Source organism: Pseudomonas sp. FG1 (genome assembly GCF_034313875.1).
GTDB lineage: Bacteria > Pseudomonadota > Gammaproteobacteria > Pseudomonadales > Pseudomonadaceae > Aquipseudomonas > Aquipseudomonas veronii.
Genome location: NZ_JAVIWP010000001.1, coordinates 4,392,162 through 4,412,248, shown reverse-complemented (window position 1 = coordinate 4,412,248; position 20,087 = coordinate 4,392,162). Strand labels below are relative to the sequence as shown.

Below are 20,087 nucleotides of genomic sequence, written 5' to 3'. Positions count from 1 at the left end.
TGCTCGTATGACTATTTCCTTGCAAACCCTCCCCAGCGTTTCATTGATGCCGCTCTCCACGCCACCCGCAATACCCGCCGCTACACCGCCGACGTTGACACCCGTCCCCAGCCACGATTCGCCCGCGCCAACGGTGCAGCCGCCAGCCAGCGTCACCGTCGCGCAAAGCGCCAGCCTCAAGGCGAAGCTGGGGCATTATCACAACCTCAAAACACTCGCCGACAAACTCAACGAAATCGCCCTGCGGCTTGGGCCTGACGCCTCCACCCCGGCCGTGCAGGCAGCCCTCAAGACCACGCCGATGGACGTTCACCCCGACTCGGTTTATCACAGCGAAGTCGGCGGCAGCACCAGCGTGGATAGCTTTATCAAACGCCAGGGAGGATTGCTTTCACCCTATAGCCATTTATCCCTGACCGGGCTGTCGGACGCCATGGCCGCCCGATCCCAGGCGCACCCGTTGGGTAACCTGGGCGGCGCCCTCAGCTGGCCGGTGCCCTTGAGCGCCGATGAGCAACAACGCTTGCGCACCCGCACCCTGGATTACACCGACCCTCTTGGGCAAAAACAGCCGCTCAAGCACACCACTGGCGGAGTACTGGAGTTCCTGCGGCATCGAACCCCTCTCGCGGCCGAAGCGCTGACGAGCCCGGGCGCGACGTTGAACGCCCTTGTCAGTTCGCCAGAAGCACAATCATTGGGCCACGCGCTTCAGGAACAGATGCAGGGCATTGCCACCGATAGCAGCAGCCTCGATTACCTGCTCGCGGCCGTGATACTGCAGCTGGACCCAGAGTCCATCACCGCCCCCCAACGCAACAACGTGGCCGGCTTCGACCTGGCCGACGACTCACTCAGGGGCAAGTCGGCCGCCCAGATCGTCGATGCCCTGCGCCAACACCTGGTGGCTCAGGGTAAAACCAGCCCAGAACTGGCTGGCGCAGCCGCCCACCTGCTGCTGGCGGGTCGTGCGCCGGTATTTCTGGTCAAGGACATTCCCGACAGCGTGACCTTTGGCAGCCCGGCCTGGGTCAACCTCGCAATCGCCGCGACGATGGTCGACGCGCACATACCCGGCCGGGTCGCCAATATGAGCTTCGCCGCGGTCATGCTGGAAGCCGAACACGCCAGCGGCGCAGACGTGAACATGACGAACACCGCTCAACGTAACGCCTTGATCGATTGGGGCACGGCCAATGGCCTGCTGGAGAAAAAAGCCGAGCATCTGTACGCCTCCGATGAACTGAACAACCTGGTGACTCGCTTCAGCGAACGCCAGTCCGTGATGCTGGCCGCCTCAGAGGCCTTCGACAAAGACATCCCGTCCCGTAAAGCGATGGCATTGGCCGAGCTGAAACAACGCTTTCCCGACAAGGAGGCGCTGTTCGAAGAACCCTTGATTCGCGTCACCCATATGCCGGGCGGGGATATCCGGCGTAGAAATCAGGTGCCGGGCCTGCACTCGCTGCTGGATGTCGCGATGATGGACGTTGGACCCGACGCGGTCTACGGCTCCCGTGACAGCCGTATCCCCGTGGGGGCGTTGAACGCCAATCCCGAGTTTGGGGTGGCCACGGCGTTCGAGTCGCAATTCAAGCAGGTGATCGAGGAAAAGAAGAACGCCGTCGGCACGTATATCAAGCACTTGATCAGCCAGTTGCCGGCAGACGACCGAAAAAACTTTGAATATGGCAACGTCACTTTTTATCAAAATCACGCCCATAAACTTGGGCTGGGTTTGTTCAGTGACAAAACCGAGCTGCCCAAAGGCGAAGAACTACTGGTAAGGATCGAGCGCGGTGGGGTGACCACGGCCTATGAGATCGACTTCAACGCCGGCGCTATCCGCAGTATTCCGCAGTGGCAGGCACAGCCTGGCTCTTCAAGGAAGGCGAATATCGTCTCCGAAACAAAGGTGTTCACCCCCAGCGCCGGTCAAGCCACGCTTGACACAGAGCAGACACCGCCTGGCGATTCACCCAGCGATACCTTCGCCTCGCCCCGCGTCCAACTGATCGCCGATGCCTTCGTTGAACATATCAACCTCGATGATCCGGCAATCAAGCAACAGGCGCGTGGCCTCACCACCGACGACAATATTCGGAACCGGTCCGACATGATTGAAAACTTCCTGTTGGACCTGGTCCCTTTGCGCTCCGCGATCAACCACTTCCGCAACGGCAACATTGCTGAAGGCTTGATCGATCTGAGCCTGGACGCGTTCGGCATCGTGACGGCGGGTGTGGGTGCGGCCGGAAAAGTGGTCAAGATCGCAGGGACCACCGTTTCGGCCGCGACCAAGGTGGCACGGTCGGCCAAAGTCATCGGCATGGCCACGTTCGGCGCATTCAACCCGCTGAGCGGCGCAGGCGACCTGGCGGTTGGCGGGGCCCGCCTGGCCGGTGGCGGGCTCAAGTTCCTCGGCGCCAAAGGCGCGCAAGGTGTGAACGCATTGCGTGGCGCGTCGGGCCGTTACGACCTGCTCAAAGCCGCCAGCAACGAGCATGGCGTCGTCGCCACAGGCACCGTGAAGATCGGCGAACACAGTATCGACGGTGCCGCGGTGCTGAAAAATGGCCAATGGTATGCCTTCGATGCGGAAAAAATGCGCGCCTACGGCGGGCCACTCCAGGGCTTCGCACCCACCACGGTGTCGGCGAAGGGGCAGATCAACCAGAGCTTCACCGACTGGCTCTACAAGAAGCTGGCGGGCGAAATACAGTCGCCGGAGGGCCCGCCGACCGTACTCGGTCAATATGCACCCAAAGAGTTCGAAAACGAGTTGAAACGCGCGCAACGCCCCGAGAAGGTTTCCGACTTCAACGCCGGCTATGCGAACGGTGACCCGCACAAGGTGCCGGGCTTCTCATCAGACTCGACGATTCTCGAGCTTCAGATGCTGATCTCCCGTGGGTGGCTCGGCGCCGAAGACGTCGGCACGCTGGTCAAACAGATCGAACGCAAGAAAGTCAGACTGATCCAGGAAGGCTTTACCCTGTTCCAGCGGGATATCCACGCCGTCGGCGGCACCTTGACCCCGATGCCCCAGGAGTTTTACCTCAGCCAAGTCAATCTGGCTTCACCAGGCGAATGTGCGGGTATCGCCAATACCCTGGCACTGTCCATGCAATCGGGCCAAGAGACGACCTACCTGGGCAATATGTTCAAGGCGGCCGCCGATCCACGGGACCCTGTGGCGACGCAGTTCATCCGCACCCTCAGGTCGTTTCATGAAGCAGTCAAACACGTGGATACCTTTCATATGGGCAAGCAGCCCAGGCAGATCCCCTATCATCAGATCGCCACCGAGCTGACCGATGCGAGCCCGCCAAGGAGCCTGAGGATTGCAACGAAGGATCACGCCCTGCTGGCCGGCGTCATGGTGCGTGACGACAAACCCGTCTGGTTCTACTTCGATCCGAATTTCGGGATGGCCCAATTTGACTCGGCCGAGGCCATGAAAAATGGCCTGGAACGTACCCTGAACCGCGGCACCAGCCCGTTTCAGCATCGGGCTTACGGTACGAATCCGGGCACGCCTGAGTATCAAGTGAGTTATTTTGAGTCCGGTGACATGCAGTTCTACCGCGATTCCGCACAGGTCCACCGTATCGCGTCGGTCCCGTTGTAGTTTTTCCGCCCCTGACGCGACATTCTCCGGCGCGAAGCTCACAATGCCAGCAATTTTTCGGAACTTGCTGGCCTTGTCGCTACTCACTAGTGGATTGCCTTTAGACCTGTCGCGCCCAGCACCTTCACTTTTTCAGGAATGTTCACTATGTCGGCACCCACCTCAACCATTCTCGTAGTCGAAGACGACTCCATTGTGCGTATGCTGATCGTCGATGTACTCGAAGAGCTGGGGTTCCGTGTGCTGGAGGCTGAAGACGCCAAATCGGCGCTTGAATTCGTAGAGAACACAAATGAAGTCATTGATCTGATGATGACCGATGTCGGCCTGCCCGATATGAACGGCCGGGACTTGGCCACCCAGGCGCGTAAACTGCGCCCGCAACTGCCGGTCCTGTTTGCCAGTGGTTATCCCGAGAGCATCGAGGTTCAGCCGGGCATGCAATCGATCGCCAAGCCGTTCTCCATCGATCAATTGCGCAATAAGGTTAAGCAAATGCTTGACGCAGCCTGACGTTGCGTTTTTGTCCAATGCCGCCCACAGAGGCGGCATTTTTACGTCAAGCTGTACGTCATACCGGGATTAACGTGACGTTCGGCCAATAAAGTTGGAAACTCGCCGCTTTGCCACACCATTCAATAGTACTCCTCACAAGCCCTCTGGAAGGACGCAACAAGATGATTGGAAAACCGACGCGCCTGCTGTTGGCGAGCCTCTCGATACTCATGAGCTCTGGCGCCTGGGCCGACTTCACGGCCACCCCCTCTGAGGCTCGGGCAATCGCCAAGGAAGCCTATTTGTATGGTTACCCGGTCGTGGAAATGTACAAAACGCTCTACACCCAGGCGGTCGACAAGGGCGGCGTCAACTTCAAGGCACCGTTCAACCATATCGGCAACACCGCCCAGGTCTTCACCCCCAAAGACACCACACTGGCCACGCCGAACCCCGACACGCCCTACTCCTTCGTCTGGATGGACCTGCGTAGCGAGCCGCTGGTGCTGACGCTGCCCAAGATCGAAGACAACCGCTATTACTCGGTGCAACTGGTCGACCTCTATACGCATAACTTCGCGTACCTGGGCACGCGCAGCACCGGCAACAATGGCGGCCACTACATGATCGCCGGGCCCGACTGGAAAGGTCAGCAGCCGGTCGATGTGGATCGTGTGGTGTATAGCGAAAGTAACCTCGCTTATGCGCTGTACCGCACGCAGTTGTTTGATGAAAAGGACCTGAACAAGGTCAAGCAGATCCAGAATGGCTACAAAGTGCAGTCGCTCAGCAGCTATGTGAAACAAGCCGCCCCGGCCAAAGCGCCGAAGATCGATTGGCCCAAGCCGCTGGCCAACATGACCGAAGGCCCGCAACTGTTTCGCTACTTGAACTTCATGCTCGCCTTCGCTGCCCCTCAGGACAGCGAGAAAGACCAGCTCGCACGCTTTGCCACCATCGGCATCGCACCGGGTGCGCCGTTCAAGGTCAACCAGTTGAGCGCCGAACAGCGTAAAGCACTGGAAGACGGGATCGCCGACGCCAAGGCTGAGTTCGCGGCGTTCAAAAAAGACAAACTCGACACCCAGCAGGTCGCCATAGGCGACCTGTTCGGCAACCGCGATCACCTGAAAAACAACGACCTGTACCGCTATGCCGGTGCCGAGGTGGGGCTTTTCGGCAACTCTGCCGATGAAGCCACCTACTTCAATTACGTCGTCGACAGTGAAGGCAAGCCCGCCAACGGCGCGCGCCATAGCTACACCGTCCACTTCGCCAAGGACCAACTGCCGCCGGTCGACGCCTTCTGGTCACTGACCCTGTACAACGCCAAGACCAAGTTGCTGGTGCCCAACCACAAAAAGCGCTATGTGATCAATTCGCGGATGTTGCCCAACCTCAAACTGGACGCCGATGGCGGCCTGACCCTGGCGCTGCAACACCACGAACCGCCAAAAGCCGAACAGAGCAACTGGTTGCCGGCACCGCCCGGCCCGTTCTACGCGGTGTTGCGCCTGTACCTGCCCAAACCCGAGGCGAACAACGGCCAGTGGAAGCTGCCGCCGCTGACGCCACTGAAGTGATACGGCAAGCGACTTACCGCTTTTTCAGTTTCAGATACGACTGATGCAAATCCGACGCCCAACCGTCGATCACGCTTTTCACGTCATTGGGCGTCATCACCTGCGAGTCGTTTTCCAGCGGCTTGCCGGTGCCCTTGCGTACTACCTCCGCAACCACCTTGCCGTTGGCGCCGTCAAGAAACTGCGCCTCGGTGCCCAGCACCGTGTCCTGGTCGCGGATGCCGGTGCCGCTACTCACCGCAGCGGCCACCAGGGCGACCGGCACGAACTCATAAGGTTTCAGGCCCTGGGTTTTGCTGCTGACTGCCGTAATCGCCGCACGCACCACTAACACTCCGGCGCCGGGCCCTTGGGCAAGGGGCAATGACTTGCCGACTTCGCGCTTGAGGGCCTGGTTGAAGTAGTCATTGATGCCACGCAACGTGCTCTCAGGAATTTTCGCGGTGGCTTGGGGCCTGGGGTAAAACTGCGTCGGTTCGATATACACCGCGTTGTAGCGGCTCATATCCAGTTTCGGATCGACCCAACGCAGCACCTCGACGCCCGAAGGCGACTTGGCCGGCTTGAGGCGGCTGTAATCGGACAGGAATCCTGAATACTCATCCGGTTGCGTGACTTGGCTGGCACAGCCCACCATCCCGATCGTGGCGATGCAGAGCGTGCTGATCATTAGCCTTAGTTTCATCATCGAACTCCTTGGCAGTCATCATCAGAACGTTGAGCTGTAGGTATAGCCAATCCTGGGAAAAAGCGCTGAAAAGCTCAGCTGCGTTCGCGCGGGATCAGGCTCTGCAACTGCGCGGCCAGGAAGTTCGCGTTGAAGGCGAAGGTGTCCGGGTCTTTCAAACCGTTGGTTTTCTTCCACAACCAGTCGTTTTTATCCGCCGGCAGCACCAGTGAAACACTGCCGTGCCGTGCCGCCGTCAGGCCCATGACCGACACCGAAATCAAGCCGCCGACGCCCATCACGTCCGGCACGAACTCCACATTCTTGCCGGTGATCTGCACGGTGAGTTTTTCGCTCTTGAACGGCGATGTCTCCACCGGAACGCTCGGGCCGCTGGCGACATACGCTTCACGGTGGACTTCAAGCAAACCAGCGGTATTGACCGGTTCCAGCCATTGTTCGATCTGCTGGAACAGCTCGCCGAGCTTTAGCGCCCAGCGCGCCGATTGCACCTCGAACTGCTGTTTTTTGTGCGCTTCGCTATCGGCGTAATGACGAAGCATCTCGCCCAGTTGCTGTACATCATCCATTGCGGTTTTCCTCGGGTGAGCCGTAGTGCGAACCGCGATCATGGCAGATGCGGCAACTCACCGTATGATTAACGCCTGCGAAACAGCGGGCGCGGCTCGATCACGCTACGCCCGTACTGCACGCTCATCCCCGCCAGCCCTTTCAGGGCGTCTTCAGCCGATTTGTCCGCGCGCACCGCAAACGCATCGAACCCGCACTGGCGCATGTGGCTGAGCTGATCGCGTAGCACATCGCCAATCGCCCGTAACTCGCCTCGCCAGCCCATACGCGTGCGCAACAGATAGGCCTGGCTATAGGCGCGGCCGTCACGAAAGCTGGGGAAATCCAGGGCAATCAGCGGCAGCGTGGCGAGCCAGGGCTGCAGCTGTTCGACCTCATCATCCGGGCCCAGCCACACGCCATGCCCCGGCGCATAGGACGCCAGCGGCAGGATCAGTGCAGCACCGTCCGGCACCTCGTCACGCACCAACACCCACGGATCATCCGCCACCAGACGCGCCTGCCCCTGCTCAAGCTTCAACAGATTGTTCATGCCGGCTGCTCCGCGTACACCTGCTCCTTGAACGGCTCCAGGCCAATGCGCTGCACGGTATCGACAAAGCGCTCTTCGCTTTCGCGGTAGCGCACGAAGGTATTGATCACGCGCTCGATCACATCCGGAATCTCGGCGGCGCTGAACGACGGGCCGATCACTTTGCCCAGTGAACTGTGTTTGCCCTGGGCCCCGCCGAGGGTGATCTGATACCACTCACTGCCATTCTTATCGACGCCCAGGATGCCGATATTGCCGATGTGGTGATGGCCGCAGGCATTGATGCAGCCGGAGATGTTCAGGCTGATGTCACCCAGGTCGTGCAGGTAGTCGAGGTTATCGAAGCGCTGCTGGATCGCCTGGGCGATGGGGATCGACTTGGCATTGGCCAGGGCGCAGAAGTCACCGCCGGGGCAGGCGATGATGTCGGTCAACAGGCCGATATTCGCCGCGCCCAGACCGTGTTCGCAGGCCAGGCGCCACACGGCATGCAGATGCTCCTTGGGCACATCCGGCAACACGATGTTCTGTTCATGGGCGATGCGGATTTCGCCAAAACCGAACTGCTCCGCCCACTCGGCCACGGCCTCCATTTGCGGGGCGCTGACGTCGCCGGGCGGCGCGCTGATACCGGGTTTGGTGGACAACACCACGCTGGCGTAGCCCGCGACTTTATGCGGCATGACGTTGCGGCTGACCCAGCGCGCAAAGCCCGGGTTGTCGGCCAGTTCGGTGCCGTAGGCCAGGCTGGTATCGCTGAGCGACGCATACGCCGGCGGCACGAAGGCCGACGCCACGCGCGCGTATTCGGCATCGGTCAACTGCGCAGGGCCATCGCGCAGGTACTGCCATTCTTCCTCCACCTCCTGGGAAAACGCGTCGATCCCCAGCGCCTTGACCAGGATCTTGATGCGCGCCTTGTACTTGTTGTCCCGCCGGCCATGCCGGTTGTACACGCGCAACACCGCCTCGACGTAGGACAGCAGGTGCCGCCACGGCAAGCCCTCGCGAATCTGCAAGCCGAGGATCGGCGTGCGGCCCAGGCCGCCGCCCACCATCACGCGCAACAGCATCTCGCCTTGCTCATCACGGTAAAGGTACAGGCCGATGTCATGCATCATGATCGCCGCGCGGTCTTCGCGGGCCGAGCAGATGGCGATCTTGAACTTGCGCGGCAGGAACAGGAATTCCGGGTTGATGGTCGACCACTGGCGCAGAATCTCCGCCAACGGGCGCGGGTCCAGCAGCTCGTCGGCCGCGACCCCGGCAAAGGCTTCGGTGGTGATATTGCGCACGCAGTTACCGGAGGTCTGGATCGCATGCATGTCCACTTGGGCCAGGCGTTCGAGGATGTCGGGCACCTGGTGCAGCTCGATCCAGTTGAACTGCAGGTTCTGCCGGGTGGTGAAGTGGCCGTAGCCACGGTCGTAGTCGCGGGCGATGCTGGCCAGGGTACGCATCTGTTCGGCGCTCAAGGTGCCGTAGGGAATCGCCACCCGCAGCATGTAGGCATGCTTTTGCAGGTACAGGCCGTTCTGCAGGCGCAAGGGCAGAAACTCTTCTTCGCTCAAGTCGCCGGCGATAAAACGCTCGACCTGATCACGAAATTGCGCCACGCGCTCGAACACCAGCGCCCGGTCGTATGCATCGTACTGGTACATATCACCGCCTCATCAGGGTTGGCCGCGTCCCAGGGCGCGGCGTCTAGGGGGGCGACTATGCGCCTGCGGCGCAGGGCATTAAAGATTCAGGTGCAGGCTTAAAAAGCGGATCAGATGGGCTATAAGCCGTGCTTTCATGCCGAATAAACTGATCCGTAGTAATCAGCTTTTTCTGAGTCTGTTTTGTTTTACCCACACTTCCTACAGTGCCCGCCACTTGGAACCGTGGGAGGACTGAGCATGAGCACAGCAACAATCGGACAGGCCTATAACTACAAGGTCGTTCGCCAATTCGTGATTGCCACCATCGTCTGGGGCGTGGTGGGCATGGCCATGGGCGTGTGGATCGCTTCGCAGCTGGTCTGGCCGGAAATGAACCTCGATTTGCCCTGGACGACTTTTGGCCGACTACGACCGTTGCACACCAGCCTGGTGATCTTCGGGTTCGCCGGCAGTGCGCAGTTCGCCGCCAGTTATTACGCGGTACAGCGCACCTGCCAGGTGCGGCTGTTTTCCGACAAGCTCGCCGCGTTTACCTTCTGGGGTTGGCAATCGGTCATCGTGATCATGTTGATCAGCCTGCCGTTGGGCTACACCACCACCAAGGAATACGCCGAGATCGAATTCTCCGGCGCGGTATGGATGACGGTGGTGTGGGTGGCCTACGCCATTGTGTTTTTCACCACCGTGGTGCAGCGCCAGACCCGGCACATCTACGTGGGCAACTGGTTTTTCGGCGCGTTCATCCTGGTGATCGCCATGCTGCATGTGGTCAACCACCTGGCGATTCCGGTGGACTGGTTCAAGTCCTACCCGGTGTATTCCGGCGCCACCGATGCGATGGTGCAATGGTGGTACGGGCATAACGCCGTGGGCTTTTTCCTGACCACCGGCTTCCTGGGGATGATGTACTACTTCGTGCCGAAACAAGTCGGACGGCCGGTGTATTCCTATCGCCTGTCCATCGTGCATTTCTGGGCACTGATCACCTTGTACATCTGGGCCGGTCCGCACCACTTGCATTACACGGCGCTGCCGGACTGGGCGCAGTCGCTGGGCATGGCGATGTCGCTGATCCTGCTCGCGCCGAGCTGGGGTGGCATGATCAACGGCATGATGACCTTGTCGGGCGCCTGGCATAAGTTGCGCAGCGACCCGATCCTGCGCTTTTTGGTGTTGTCGCTGGCGTTCTACGGCATGTCGACGTTCGAAGGGCCGATGATGGCGATCAAGACCGTCAACGCCCTCTCCCACTACACCGACTGGACCATCGGCCACGTCCATGCCGGCGCGTTGGGCTGGGTGGCGATGATCACCTTCGGCTCGCTGTACCACATGATCCCGAAAGTCTTCGGCCGCCAGCAGATGCACAGCGTGACGCTGATCAACCTGCACTTCTGGCTGGCGACCATCGGCACCGTGCTGTACATCGCCTCGATGTGGGTCAACGGCATTACCCAGGGCCTGATGTGGCGTGCGATCAACGATGACGGCACCCTCACCTACTCGTTTGTCGAGGCCTTGCAGGCCAGCCATCCGGGGTTTGTGGTGCGCTTTGCCGGTGGCGTGTTGTTTCTCAGCGGCATGCTGCTGATGGCCTACAACACCTGGCGCACGGTGCGGGTTGCCGACTTGCGGGTCGCGCAGCTTGACGCGAGGATCGTCTGATGTGGGGCTTTCTGATGGTGGTGTGCCTGTATGGCGCGGTGGAGTACTGTCTGCGCGGTCAATCCGAGGAGACGCTGGATGAGGCCAGTTTGATTCCGTTCGCCGACGACCCGGAGGTGGCGCGCCGGGTGGAGCTGGCCACCGGCAAACAGATCCACGCGGTGGCAGCAGAGCAAGCCAGGCCGGGCTGGGGCAATCTGGATATGTGAAACTGCTCCGCTGATTTGGCGCGCAACTGCGTATGACTATTCGGCGGCCGATGGGTAAGGTGATGCGATATTTCTTGTCAGGAGCATCGCATGCACACCATCGGCCTGATCGGCGGCATGAGCTGGGAGTCCAGCGCCGAGTACTACCGTATCATCAACCAGCGCGTGCGCGACCATCTCGGTCCGCTGCGTTCGGCGCAACTGCTGATGTACAGCGTGGACTTCGGCCCGGTGGAACAGGCCCAGCATGCCGGACGCTGGGACGACGCCGCGCTGATCCTCGAGGATGCTGCGCGCCGCCTGCAAGCCGGGGGGCCGAGTGCGTGGTGCTGTGTACCAACACCATGCATTTGGTGGCGCCGCGGATCGAAGCGGCGGTGTCGATTCCCTTTCTGCATATTGCCGATGCCGCAGGTGCTGCGGCCGTCGCCGCCGGCACCCTGACCGTGGGTTTACTCGGCACCGCGTTCACCATGGAACAGGACTTTCTCACCTCGCGCCTGGCCGCCCACGGCCTGAACGTGCTGGTGCCCGATGCGAACGAGCGCCAGGCCGTCCACCGGATCATCTATGAGGAATTGTGCGTCGGCGTGATCAGCGAGGCCTCACGCCAGGTCTATCAGCGCGTGATCACATCCCTGGCCGCACGCGGCGCCCAGGCAATCATCCTGGGCTGCACGGAAATCGGCCTGCTGATCAAACCCGAACACAGCGACCTGCCGCTGCTCGACACCACGGTGCTGCATGCGCAGGCAGCGGTGGCGTTCGCGTTACGGGACTAAGCCGAGCGGCGCAGGCGCGCCATGCTCAGGGTGTCGACGAAGACACCGTCGCGCAGGGCGTAATCGCGCAGCAGCCCTTCCACTTCGAAGCCGAATTTGCGGTACAGGTTGTGGGCCGCTTCGTTGTCGGCATACACCGTGAGTTCCAGGCGGTGCAGGTTCATCCAGTTGTCGGCCACATCCAACGCGGCCGTCAACAGGCGAGAGCCCACACCTTTGCCTTGCCAGGCTGGCGTCACGCCCATGCCGAACGAACCGACATGGCTCTGGCGCACGCGCAGGTACTGTTCCAGGCCGAGTTGGCCGACCACTTCCCCGCCATGTAGCGCCACCAGTTGCAGACGCCGCTCATTATCTGTCACCAGCTTGTTGCGCCACGCCTCGACGGACTGGAATGGCATCTGTAGCACCTGACGACACACAGCCGGCTCGTTGTAGAGCGCGGCGACACCTTCAAGATGGGCCTCGGTAAAGCGCTGGATCACGATATGGGGTTCAGGTGCGTGCATTGTGTTTCATCCGTTGAAAGACAAGTGGCCGGCCAGTTTCGCGGCTTATGCGGGTTGAGTTCAAGGCCTCACTTGACCACGTACACGAACCGCTCGTTTTTCAAGGTGTTGTGCGTGAAGCTGAGCCTGTTGTTTGATCGCTTGACAGTACTCGGGGAGGCACTGCTGGTTATCTGGCGTATCGATCTCTTCAACCAAACGCCTGGCCATCGCCGCTGAAATACAGCTGCCACGTGGCTGCAATCGACCTTTGATAACCGCGGATCGATCATTGACCAACGTCGGATGGTTGAGGTTCAAGACCTCGACTGTTGCGATCGCTTCAGGTGTAAGCCCTTCGACATACCCATCACGGGTGAACCGGAAATGCCGCTCTACATTTGCAGTCAACGGAGAAATAAAGGGCTTTTTTGCCGGGTCATAATCTTCCTTCGCCACCGCGCCATAACCGCAAACCGTTTTGGTTTGGCTGGATGGATAACACGCCACGATATTTGTGTAGACGATGCTGTCAGCCCTGTAAGGGTGCTGGGGAAGAATATGCTCAATATGGCAACTGAATTGTGTGCCCTGATTCTTAACCTGGCATTCTGCCGCTGTCGGCAAACGACGCAACGTGTAGGCGCATAAATGAAATTGCTCCTTCAATAGCGCTTGGCGAACCGCCTCGCTAGGAAAGCTGCTGCCTTTGCCATAAAAGAGATTTTGCGGTGTATCACGGTTTTCCCTTCGCCATTCAATCAACGCGCGCGGTTCTGCGCCCTTTTTGATAGACCTCACGCCTCGCCCTCTTCTAACGACCTCAATGAATCAATGCTCGCTTGAGCCTCAAGGACATCAGGAATTTTTCCGACCTTTTCGCGCAATTGCGCAAGGTGAGACTGGGCCGACTCAAGATCATCGTCGTCAAGATTGCGGTAGATTTTTCTGAGCTGCTGACTGACGTTTAGGTTTTGTGACAAGCCGTCCATCAGTTCTTCGATCACCTCACCACTGCGAAGCCCCAGTGAGCGCTCTGGATGGCCTAGATACTGACCGTCTTTGAGCAGCATTACCGATTCAGCAGGTAATTCTCCCAGTATTTGTGGGGAGTGAGTGGTAATGATGAATTGGCAGTTGGGAAAGGTTTTTTCTAAATTGGCGACGACGGTGCGTTGCCAGCCTGGATGGAGGTGCAGATCCAACTCATCAATAAGGACAACACCCTTTCCTTTCAATGGGTCAGGCACTTCGCGATTGAGCAATGTGAGTCTGCGAGCCAAATCGCCGACCATTGCCAGCAGGCATTTCTCACCGTCTGAAAGTTGCAGGACGTTGAATTCGAATTCACCTTTGAGAACAGTCATTCTCAACGCAGGCTTGCGGCGAACCCGAACGTCCTTGAACCCGGTAAACGTTTCGATCGCTCTGCGTACCGCGGAAAGCTCTGGGTCCCGATAGCCTGGAATATCTCGACTATTTTCATTTTCGAGATCTTCCTGGTTGCGGAACCAAATGAAAAATCGCTTGAAGTCAGCACCACCATGGCCAAGTGCGTCGTCATACCCCTCAGCAATGGCATTTGCCAAGTGCTCGCGAACGCGTAACGGTACGTCCAGTACTGCACGGTGTACATCGTAGTAAACCGCCAATGGCAACTCGATTGACTCTCCGCCGATGAACTCGTACTGACCTATTCCATGCTCAACGCCGTCTGCGGCATCGTTTAATCGAGACAAATCACTACTACGGTCACTGGGATGCTTGCCGCCTTTGCGATTCAGAGCAATTGCCCAATCGACGTCGTAGCTTTCAAATAGCTTGGTTTCGACATGTAGCCGCGTGTAGTCGGCTCCGATCTTGATATCATCTTTTGAGATCGACCGTGACTTGGACGGCTGACCAACCATCCGAGCCGTCAGACTAGACAACGTTATCGCCAACGCATCCAGAATCGAAGACTTGCCCACGCCATTGACGCCCACCAAAGCGACAGTCTTCTTGCCCTCGAAATCGAGCTCCATCTTCTCGATGCCACGGAAATTGACGAGGGTAAAACGCTTGATCTGCATGATCGGCTTCCAACGTGTCTGGCCAGATCGGCCAGTCTTTAAAGAGTGCACGGATCATAGTAATTATCGACAGCTATGTCACGGCGCCGACGGTTACCGCTTTTCCCTGCGCCGGGCCACGCGCCACAGCCGCGCAACATCCGCCGCTCGCTCGCGCAACAAGCGCGGTGCCTCGCTGCAGGCGTGCTCCAGGCTCATCGGCCCGGACGGCAAGGCGAAGGCTGCATCCACGCCGTGGGCGTACATCTGCTCGTAGCCTTCACCCAGCGTGCCGGCGATCACGATCACCGGGACCTGGTGCCGCTGGGCGATGCGTGCCACGCCGAAGGGTGTTTTACCGCGCAACGTCTGGGCGTCGAAACGACCTTCACCGGTGATCACCAGGTCGGCGCCGCGTATCGCTTCGTCGAGGCCGACCAGTTCGGCGACCACCTCCACCCCCGCACGGAACTGCGCCCCGAGGAAGGCCTTGGCGGCGAACCCCAGGCCACCGGCGGCGCCACTGCCGGGTTCGTCGCGCACGTCATTGGGCAGGACCTTGGCGCAGTGGTCGGCGAAATGGCCGAGGGCCGCGTCGAGTTGTTCGACCTGCTGCGGATCGGCGCCTTTTTGCGGGCCGAAAATCGCCGAGGCGCCATGGGGGCCGCACAACGGGTTATTCACGTCGGCGGCGATTTCAAAGCGCACCTGGGCCAGGCGCGGGTCGAGTTGTTCCAGGCTGATCCGCGCCAGGCGGGCCAAAGCCAGGCCGCCCGGTGCCAGAGGGTGACCCTCGGCATCGAACAACTGCACGCCGAGTGCCTGCATCGCGCCTGCGCCGCCATCGTTGGTGGCACTGCCGCCAATCGCCAGGATGATGCGCCGGGCACCGGCGTCCAGGGCCGCGCGAATCAGCTCGCCGGTGCCGAAGGTGGTCGTGGAGCACGCGTCGCGCTGCCCCGGCGCCACCAATTGCAGGCCGCTGGCTTCGGCCATTTCGATGAGTGCGGTGTGGCTGTCGGCCAGCCAGCCCCAATGCGCGTCAACCGCAGCGCCCAAGGGGCCTTTCACCGACTGGTGCCGCAGTTCGCCCTGGCAGGCGGCGAGTACCGACTCCACCGTGCCTTCACCACCGTCCGCCATCGGGCACTGGACCACGTGTGCATCCGGCCAGACCTGCGCCAAGCCTTCGGCAATGGCCTGGGCGACGCCTTCGGCACTCAGGCTGTCCTTGAACGAATCGGGGGCGATGATGATTTTCATGGGCGTTCTCCGGTTTTTATGCCGCCCATGCTGCCAGTTGGCAGCGGCAATGACGCTGGTCCGATGCACAAGTGCGAACCCGGCTTGTTGGTCATTCCGACAAAACCTGGGGCAGCAGCTGGACGCCAAGGTACAGCGCGAGCATGCCATCCAGCGTCAACGGGTCGACCCCGCTGAGTTCGGCAATGCGCTCCATGCGGTAGCGCAGGCTGTTGCGGTGAATGCCCAGCGCATCGGCGCATGCCTGGCTTTGCCCGTCGTGTTCGCACCAACTGCGCAAGGTCGCCTGCAGTTGGCCGTTGTTGTCCTTGGCCAGCACTTTTCGCAGCGGGTTGAGCAATTCGTCCAGGGCATCGTCGTTGCGATGCCGCCAGAGCATCACCGGCAGGCGATAGCGGTTGAGGGTCAGCAGCCGTGAATGCGGCAGGACATCGCGGCCGTAGGCCAGCAGGTCGCCCACGCGTCGATAACAACGACGCAACCCCGCCAAGCCATCGGCTTGCCCGCCGACCGCCACCCGCAGAATCGTCCAGCCCAGGCCTTCAAGCTTTTCCAGCAGGCGCGGATTGTCCACCGGCACCGCCGCCGGTCGGCACCACAGCAGCGAATACTGCGCGGAGCTGACGCACCAACTGTCCGGATAGCGCGACGTCAACCAGGCACTCAACGCTTCCGCCGTCTGCCCCGCCCCCAACTCGAACAGATACGGCGTGCGCGCCATCTGCGGCTTGAGCCCCAGTTGCTGCGCCTCATCCACCAGGCGTGGCGAGTCGCCGGTGTCGGCCAGCAGCAACGCCAACAGATCGTCGCAGCGCTGGCGTCGCCATTGTTGCTCGGCTTGCTGATGCCGGTGGCTGACCAGCATTTCTGCGGTCATGCGTACCAGTTCGGCATACGTGCGCAGCCCCTCCGGCTCGCCGGTAATGCCGAGCACGCCGATCAGGCGCTGGTCGTGCATCAACGGCAGGTTGATGCCCGGTTGCACGCCCTTGAGGTGCTTGGCGGTCTGCCCATCGATCTCCACCACCCGGCCGTTGGCCAACACCAGTTGCGCGCCTTCATGCCGCGTGTTGATGCGCTCCGGCTCGCCGCTGCCGAGGATCAGGCCCTGGCTGTCCATGACGTTGACGTTATGCGGCAGGATCGCCATGGTGCGATCGACGATATCCTGCGCCAGGTCATGATCCAGCTCGAACATGGGGCTAATTTCCTTGAAAGCGGCGGTTGTTCATCGGCACAGCGCAAAGGATGCTTCACTGTGCGCGAGCACAAAGACAGCACCCCGCCAGGTGGCCGAGACTCATGGGGCGATCAACGTTACCCTCGCATCGCAAAAAATCATAATAAAGAGAGACTCCCATGTCACAGAGCGCCGTTGCACCACTGGCCACCGATGACGATAAAAACGCCATCTACAAGCGCATTACCCTGCGCCTGATCCCCTTCATTTTTATCTGCTACCTGTTCAACTACCTTGACCGGGTGAACGTTGGCTTTGCCAAGTTGCAGATGCTCGACGCGCTGAAGTTCAGCGAAACCGTGTACGGCCTGGGTGCCGGGATCTTCTTTATCGGCTACGTGCTGTGTGGCGTGCCGAGCAACCTGGCGCTGACCAAGTTCGGTCCGCGGCGCTGGATTGCCTTGATGATGATCGTCTGGGGCACGCTGTCTACCTGCCTGCTGTTCGTCACCACGCCGACGCATTTCTATACGTTGCGCCTGTTGACCGGTGCCGCCGAAGCCGGCTTCTTCCCCGGTGTGGTGCTGTATCTCTCGCAGTGGTTCCCGACGTTCCGCCGTGGGCGGATCATGGCGTTGTTCATGTCGGCGATTCCGGTGTCCGGCCTGCTGGGCAGCCCGTTTTCCGGCTGGATACTCAACCACTTCGGCGCCGGCCAAGGCGGGCTCGCCGGCTGGCAGTGGATGTTCCTGTTGCAAGGCATCCCGACCGTAATCCTGGGCGCCCTCGCCTACTTCCTGCTCAGCGACAGCTTTGCCAACGCCAAGTGGCTCCAACCGCATGAGCGCGCAATGCTGGAAGCCGACCACGCGACTGACCTGGCGAACAAGCCGAAAACCACCACCGACTCCCTCGCCGAAGTGTTCAAGAACCCGGCGATCTGGGCGTTCGGCTTGATCTATTTCTGCATTCAGAGCGGCGTCTACGCGATCAACTTCTGGTTGCCCTCGATCATCAAGAACCTGGGTTTCAGCGATAACCTGGTGATCGGCTGGCTCAGCGCGATCCCCTACCTGCTGGCCGCAGTGTTCATGTTGCTGGTGGGCCGCTCCGCCGACTTGCGCAAGGAGCGGCGCTGGCATTTGGTAGTGCCGATGTTGATGGGCGCGCTGGGCCTGGTGATCGCGGTGAATTTCGCCACCACCCCGGCCATCGCCATTCTTGGCCTGACCATCGCCACCATGGGCGCCCTCACCGGCCTGCCGATGTTCTGGCCGGTGCCCACCGCCATGCTCAGTGCGGGCGCGGCGGCAGGTGGCCTGGCGTTGATCAACTCGATGGGCCAGATGGCCGGCTTCCTCAGCCCGTACATCGTCGGCTTTGTGAAGGATGCCACCGGGTCCACGGATATCGCGCTGTACCTGCTGGCGGCGGTGATCGTCGGTGGCAGTGTGTTGGCACTGCGTATGACCCGCACCCTCAAAGTCTGACAGTTGGAGCAGGCTTGCTCCTACTCTGGGTTGGGGATTTACAACTGGCCGCCGCCGTCGATATCGATCACGGCGCCGGTCATAAAGCCATTTTCCATGGCCAGCACAAACCCCGCCGCCACTTCGTCGGCCTGCCCGACGCGACCTACTGGCAATGCGCCCTCCACCTTGGCAAACATCGCCAGGCGCTGCGTTTCGTCCAACCCGGCATACGCCGGCGTGTCGATCACGCCAGGACTGATCACATTGACCCGACGCGGTGCCAGCTCCTTGGCCAATTGCTTGCCCAGCGCTTCGGTGGCGGCATTGATACCGGTCTTGATGAACTGACCGGGCGCCAATTTGCGCCCCAGTTGACCGGAGGTCAGGCTGATGCTGCCGTGCTCGTCGAGGAACGGCAGCGCCCGTTGAATCGCACGCAACGAACCCCAGAGTTTAACGTTGAAATTATCCTGGGCTTCGTCCAGGTCGGTGTCGATCAGGTTCTTGGCGCGCACCGACGGGCCGGCGGTATAGACCAGATGATCAAAGTGCCCCACGGCTTCGAACAGGCGTTGCAGGGAGGCGCTGACGGTGACGTCCACCGGTTCGCTGCGCACGCCGTTATCGACGCCGGAGGACACACGCCGTCCGGCCAGCACCACCTGCGCGCCACGCGCGGCTGCCGCCTTGGCCACTGCCGCGCCAATGCCGCTGCTGCCGCCGATAACGATGACAGTTTTACCGCTGAGGGAATGGGTCATGGGGAAAGATCCTGGGTCAAAAAATGAGCGTTCATCTTCCCAGCTTGGCAATCAGCGAAAAATCCCGGTAAAACGACAAGATATTTAAGGGATTTTTACAAATGAGCTCGATTCTCGACCTGGAAGTCTTCGTGCGCAGCGCCGACACCGGCAGCCTGTCGGCGGCCGCGCGCAGCCTCAGTCTCACGCCGGCCGCCGCGAGTATTGCGCTCAAACGCCTGGAAACCCGCCTGGGCATACGGCTGCTGGCGCGCTCCACCCGCAGCATGCGCCTGACCGAGGAAGGCCGGCGCTATCTGGACAGCGTGCGTGTGGCCCTGGAAGCCCTGTCCGAGGGTGAACAGGCGATCAAGCAACAAGGCCAAAGCCTCAGCGGTTGGCTGCAATTGGCCGCGCCTTCGGATTTCGGGCGCAACGTGCTGCTGGGCTGGCTGGATGAGTTCAAGCTGGAGCACCCGAACATCCGCGTTCAACTGTTGCTGAACGACAGTAACGCCGACCTGTTCCGCGAAACCGTCGACATCGCGCTGCGCTTCGGTGTACCCCGTGACTCCAGCCTGGTGGCGTTGCCAGTGGTGCCGGACCACCGCCGCATCGCCTGCGCCAGCCCCGCCTACCTCGCGCGCCATGGCGCACCGAGCACGCCGGCAGAACTGGCGCAACACAATACGCTGCGCTACATGCGCCAGGGGCGGGCCAACAACACCTGGTACTTCCGCCAAGGCGCCGAGCTGCAGGAAGTCGAGGTGACGGGCGACTATTTGAGCGATGACGGCGAAATCGTGCGGCGCTGGGCATTGGCCGGGCATGGCATCGCCTATAAAGCCAACCTGGATATCGCCAGCGACATCCAGGCCGGACGCCTGGTGCCGCTGTTGACCGACTGGCAGGGCGAACCCACGCCCTTCAATCTGATGTGCCCCCATCGCCTGCAAGTGTCGGAACGGGTGAAAGTGTTGCATCGCTTCCTCCAGACACGTTGCCGGACGCTGCTGAGCGTATGAAGAAACGCGCCCAGGGCTTGTCCCAGAGCCTGCGAGTCTGGTATTGCAT

The 20,087-nt window shown here is 60.6% G+C and carries 17 protein-coding genes and 1 pseudogene; 8 read left to right on the top strand and 10 right to left on the bottom strand.

Translation table 11 applies throughout. The features are described 5' to 3' along the window. Positions 1-7 precede the first annotated feature (7 nt). From RGV59_RS20270 to RGV59_RS20260, 3 genes are all read left to right on the top strand, one after another. Positions 8-3,631, top strand: coding sequence for a hypothetical protein (locus RGV59_RS20270; protein ID WP_260473858.1), 3,624 nt, complete (start codon positions 8-10; stop codon positions 3,629-3,631). Between the two features lie 147 nt (positions 3,632-3,778). Next, on the top strand, positions 3,779-4,144 hold the full coding sequence (locus tag RGV59_RS20265; RefSeq protein ID WP_017846276.1) for a response regulator: 366 nt from the start codon (positions 3,779-3,781) through the stop codon (positions 4,142-4,144). Positions 4,145-4,308: 164 nt separating this feature from the next. Beyond that, positions 4,309-5,709 carry a DUF1254 domain-containing protein gene (locus RGV59_RS20260; RefSeq protein ID WP_017846277.1) on the top strand — a complete coding sequence of 467 codons (1,401 nt, stop codon included), beginning with the start codon at positions 4,309-4,311 and terminating at the stop codon, positions 5,707-5,709. Between the two features lie 13 nt (positions 5,710-5,722). Here RGV59_RS20260 and RGV59_RS20255 read toward each other — a convergent pair whose 3' ends face one another. The 4 genes from RGV59_RS20255 to RGV59_RS20240 all read right to left on the bottom strand — a co-directional run bounded on the left by RGV59_RS20255 (position 5,723) and on the right by RGV59_RS20240 (position 9,160). Further along, entirely contained in the window at positions 5,723-6,394 is a 672-nt protein-coding gene (locus RGV59_RS20255) for a DUF3313 domain-containing protein (RefSeq protein ID WP_026139938.1), read from the bottom strand. 77 nt (positions 6,395-6,471) lie between these two features. Then, positions 6,472-6,966 (bottom strand): hypothetical protein, encoded by a 495-nt coding sequence (locus RGV59_RS20250; protein ID WP_017846279.1) that lies wholly within the window; start codon positions 6,964-6,966, stop codon positions 6,472-6,474. A gap of 68 nt (positions 6,967-7,034) precedes the next feature. Further along, entirely contained in the window at positions 7,035-7,499 is a 465-nt protein-coding gene (locus RGV59_RS20245) for a DUF934 domain-containing protein (RefSeq protein WP_017846280.1), read from the bottom strand. Further along, positions 7,496-9,160 carry a nitrite/sulfite reductase gene (locus tag RGV59_RS20240; RefSeq protein ID WP_126585230.1) on the bottom strand — a complete coding sequence of 555 codons (1,665 nt, stop codon included), beginning with the start codon at positions 9,158-9,160 and terminating at the stop codon, positions 7,496-7,498. The genes RGV59_RS20245 and RGV59_RS20240 overlap by 4 nt, the downstream gene beginning before the upstream one ends. Before the next feature lie 240 nt (positions 9,161-9,400). Between RGV59_RS20240 and ccoN the strand changes: the two genes are divergently transcribed. The 3 genes and pseudogenes from ccoN to RGV59_RS20225 all read left to right on the top strand — a co-directional run bounded on the left by ccoN (position 9,401) and on the right by RGV59_RS20225 (position 11,819). Then, on the top strand, positions 9,401-10,828 hold the full coding sequence (gene ccoN / locus RGV59_RS20235; RefSeq protein ID WP_126585229.1) for a cytochrome-c oxidase, cbb3-type subunit I: 1,428 nt from the start codon (positions 9,401-9,403) through the stop codon (positions 10,826-10,828). Further along, positions 10,828-11,037 carry a cbb3-type cytochrome c oxidase subunit 3 gene (locus tag RGV59_RS20230; protein ID WP_017846283.1) on the top strand — a complete coding sequence of 70 codons (210 nt, stop codon included), beginning with the start codon at positions 10,828-10,830 and terminating at the stop codon, positions 11,035-11,037. The genes ccoN and RGV59_RS20230 overlap by 1 nt, the downstream gene beginning before the upstream one ends. Positions 11,038-11,127: 90 nt before the next feature. Further along, positions 11,128-11,819: pseudogene (locus RGV59_RS20225) on the top strand (aspartate/glutamate racemase family protein). Here the strand turns inward: RGV59_RS20225 and RGV59_RS20220 are convergent. The 5 genes from RGV59_RS20220 to RGV59_RS20200 all read right to left on the bottom strand — a co-directional run bounded on the left by RGV59_RS20220 (position 11,816) and on the right by RGV59_RS20200 (position 16,819). After that, positions 11,816-12,328 carry a GNAT family N-acetyltransferase gene (locus tag RGV59_RS20220; protein WP_126585227.1) on the bottom strand — a complete coding sequence of 171 codons (513 nt, stop codon included), beginning with the start codon at positions 12,326-12,328 and terminating at the stop codon, positions 11,816-11,818. The pseudogene RGV59_RS20225 and the gene RGV59_RS20220 sit on opposite strands and share 4 nt — an antisense overlap. A gap of 60 nt (positions 12,329-12,388) precedes the next feature. Continuing rightward, entirely contained in the window at positions 12,389-13,108 is a 720-nt protein-coding gene (locus tag RGV59_RS20215) for a hypothetical protein (RefSeq protein WP_126585226.1), read from the bottom strand. Further along, complete coding sequence (locus RGV59_RS20210) at positions 13,105-14,379, bottom strand: AAA family ATPase (RefSeq protein ID WP_126585225.1); 1,275 nt, start codon at positions 14,377-14,379, stop codon at positions 13,105-13,107. The genes RGV59_RS20215 and RGV59_RS20210 overlap by 4 nt, the downstream gene beginning before the upstream one ends. 93 nt (positions 14,380-14,472) lie before the next feature. Beyond that, positions 14,473-15,621: a glycerate kinase gene (locus RGV59_RS20205; protein ID WP_126585224.1), complete on the bottom strand. Its 1,149-nt coding sequence runs from the start codon at positions 15,619-15,621 to the stop codon at positions 14,473-14,475. Between the two features lie 91 nt (positions 15,622-15,712). Then, complete coding sequence (locus RGV59_RS20200) at positions 15,713-16,819, bottom strand: sugar diacid recognition domain-containing protein (RefSeq protein WP_046489470.1); 1,107 nt, start codon at positions 16,817-16,819, stop codon at positions 15,713-15,715. Positions 16,820-16,980: 161 nt separating this feature from the next. Between RGV59_RS20200 and RGV59_RS20195 the strand changes: the two genes are divergently transcribed. Continuing rightward, positions 16,981-18,291 (top strand): MFS transporter, encoded by a 1,311-nt coding sequence (locus RGV59_RS20195; protein ID WP_017846287.1) that lies wholly within the window; start codon positions 16,981-16,983, stop codon positions 18,289-18,291. Between the two features lie 38 nt (positions 18,292-18,329). Here RGV59_RS20195 and RGV59_RS20190 read toward each other — a convergent pair whose 3' ends face one another. After that, positions 18,330-19,034 carry an SDR family oxidoreductase gene (locus RGV59_RS20190; protein WP_126585223.1) on the bottom strand — a complete coding sequence of 235 codons (705 nt, stop codon included), beginning with the start codon at positions 19,032-19,034 and terminating at the stop codon, positions 18,330-18,332. A gap of 101 nt (positions 19,035-19,135) precedes the next feature. On the opposite strand from RGV59_RS20190, the gene RGV59_RS20185 reads away from it, so the two are divergent. Then, the gene (locus RGV59_RS20185; RefSeq protein ID WP_046383522.1) at positions 19,136-20,038 is read left to right on the top strand and encodes a LysR family transcriptional regulator; all 903 of its coding nucleotides are present in this window, start codon (positions 19,136-19,138) and stop codon (positions 20,036-20,038) included. Positions 20,039-20,087 lie beyond the last annotated feature (49 nt).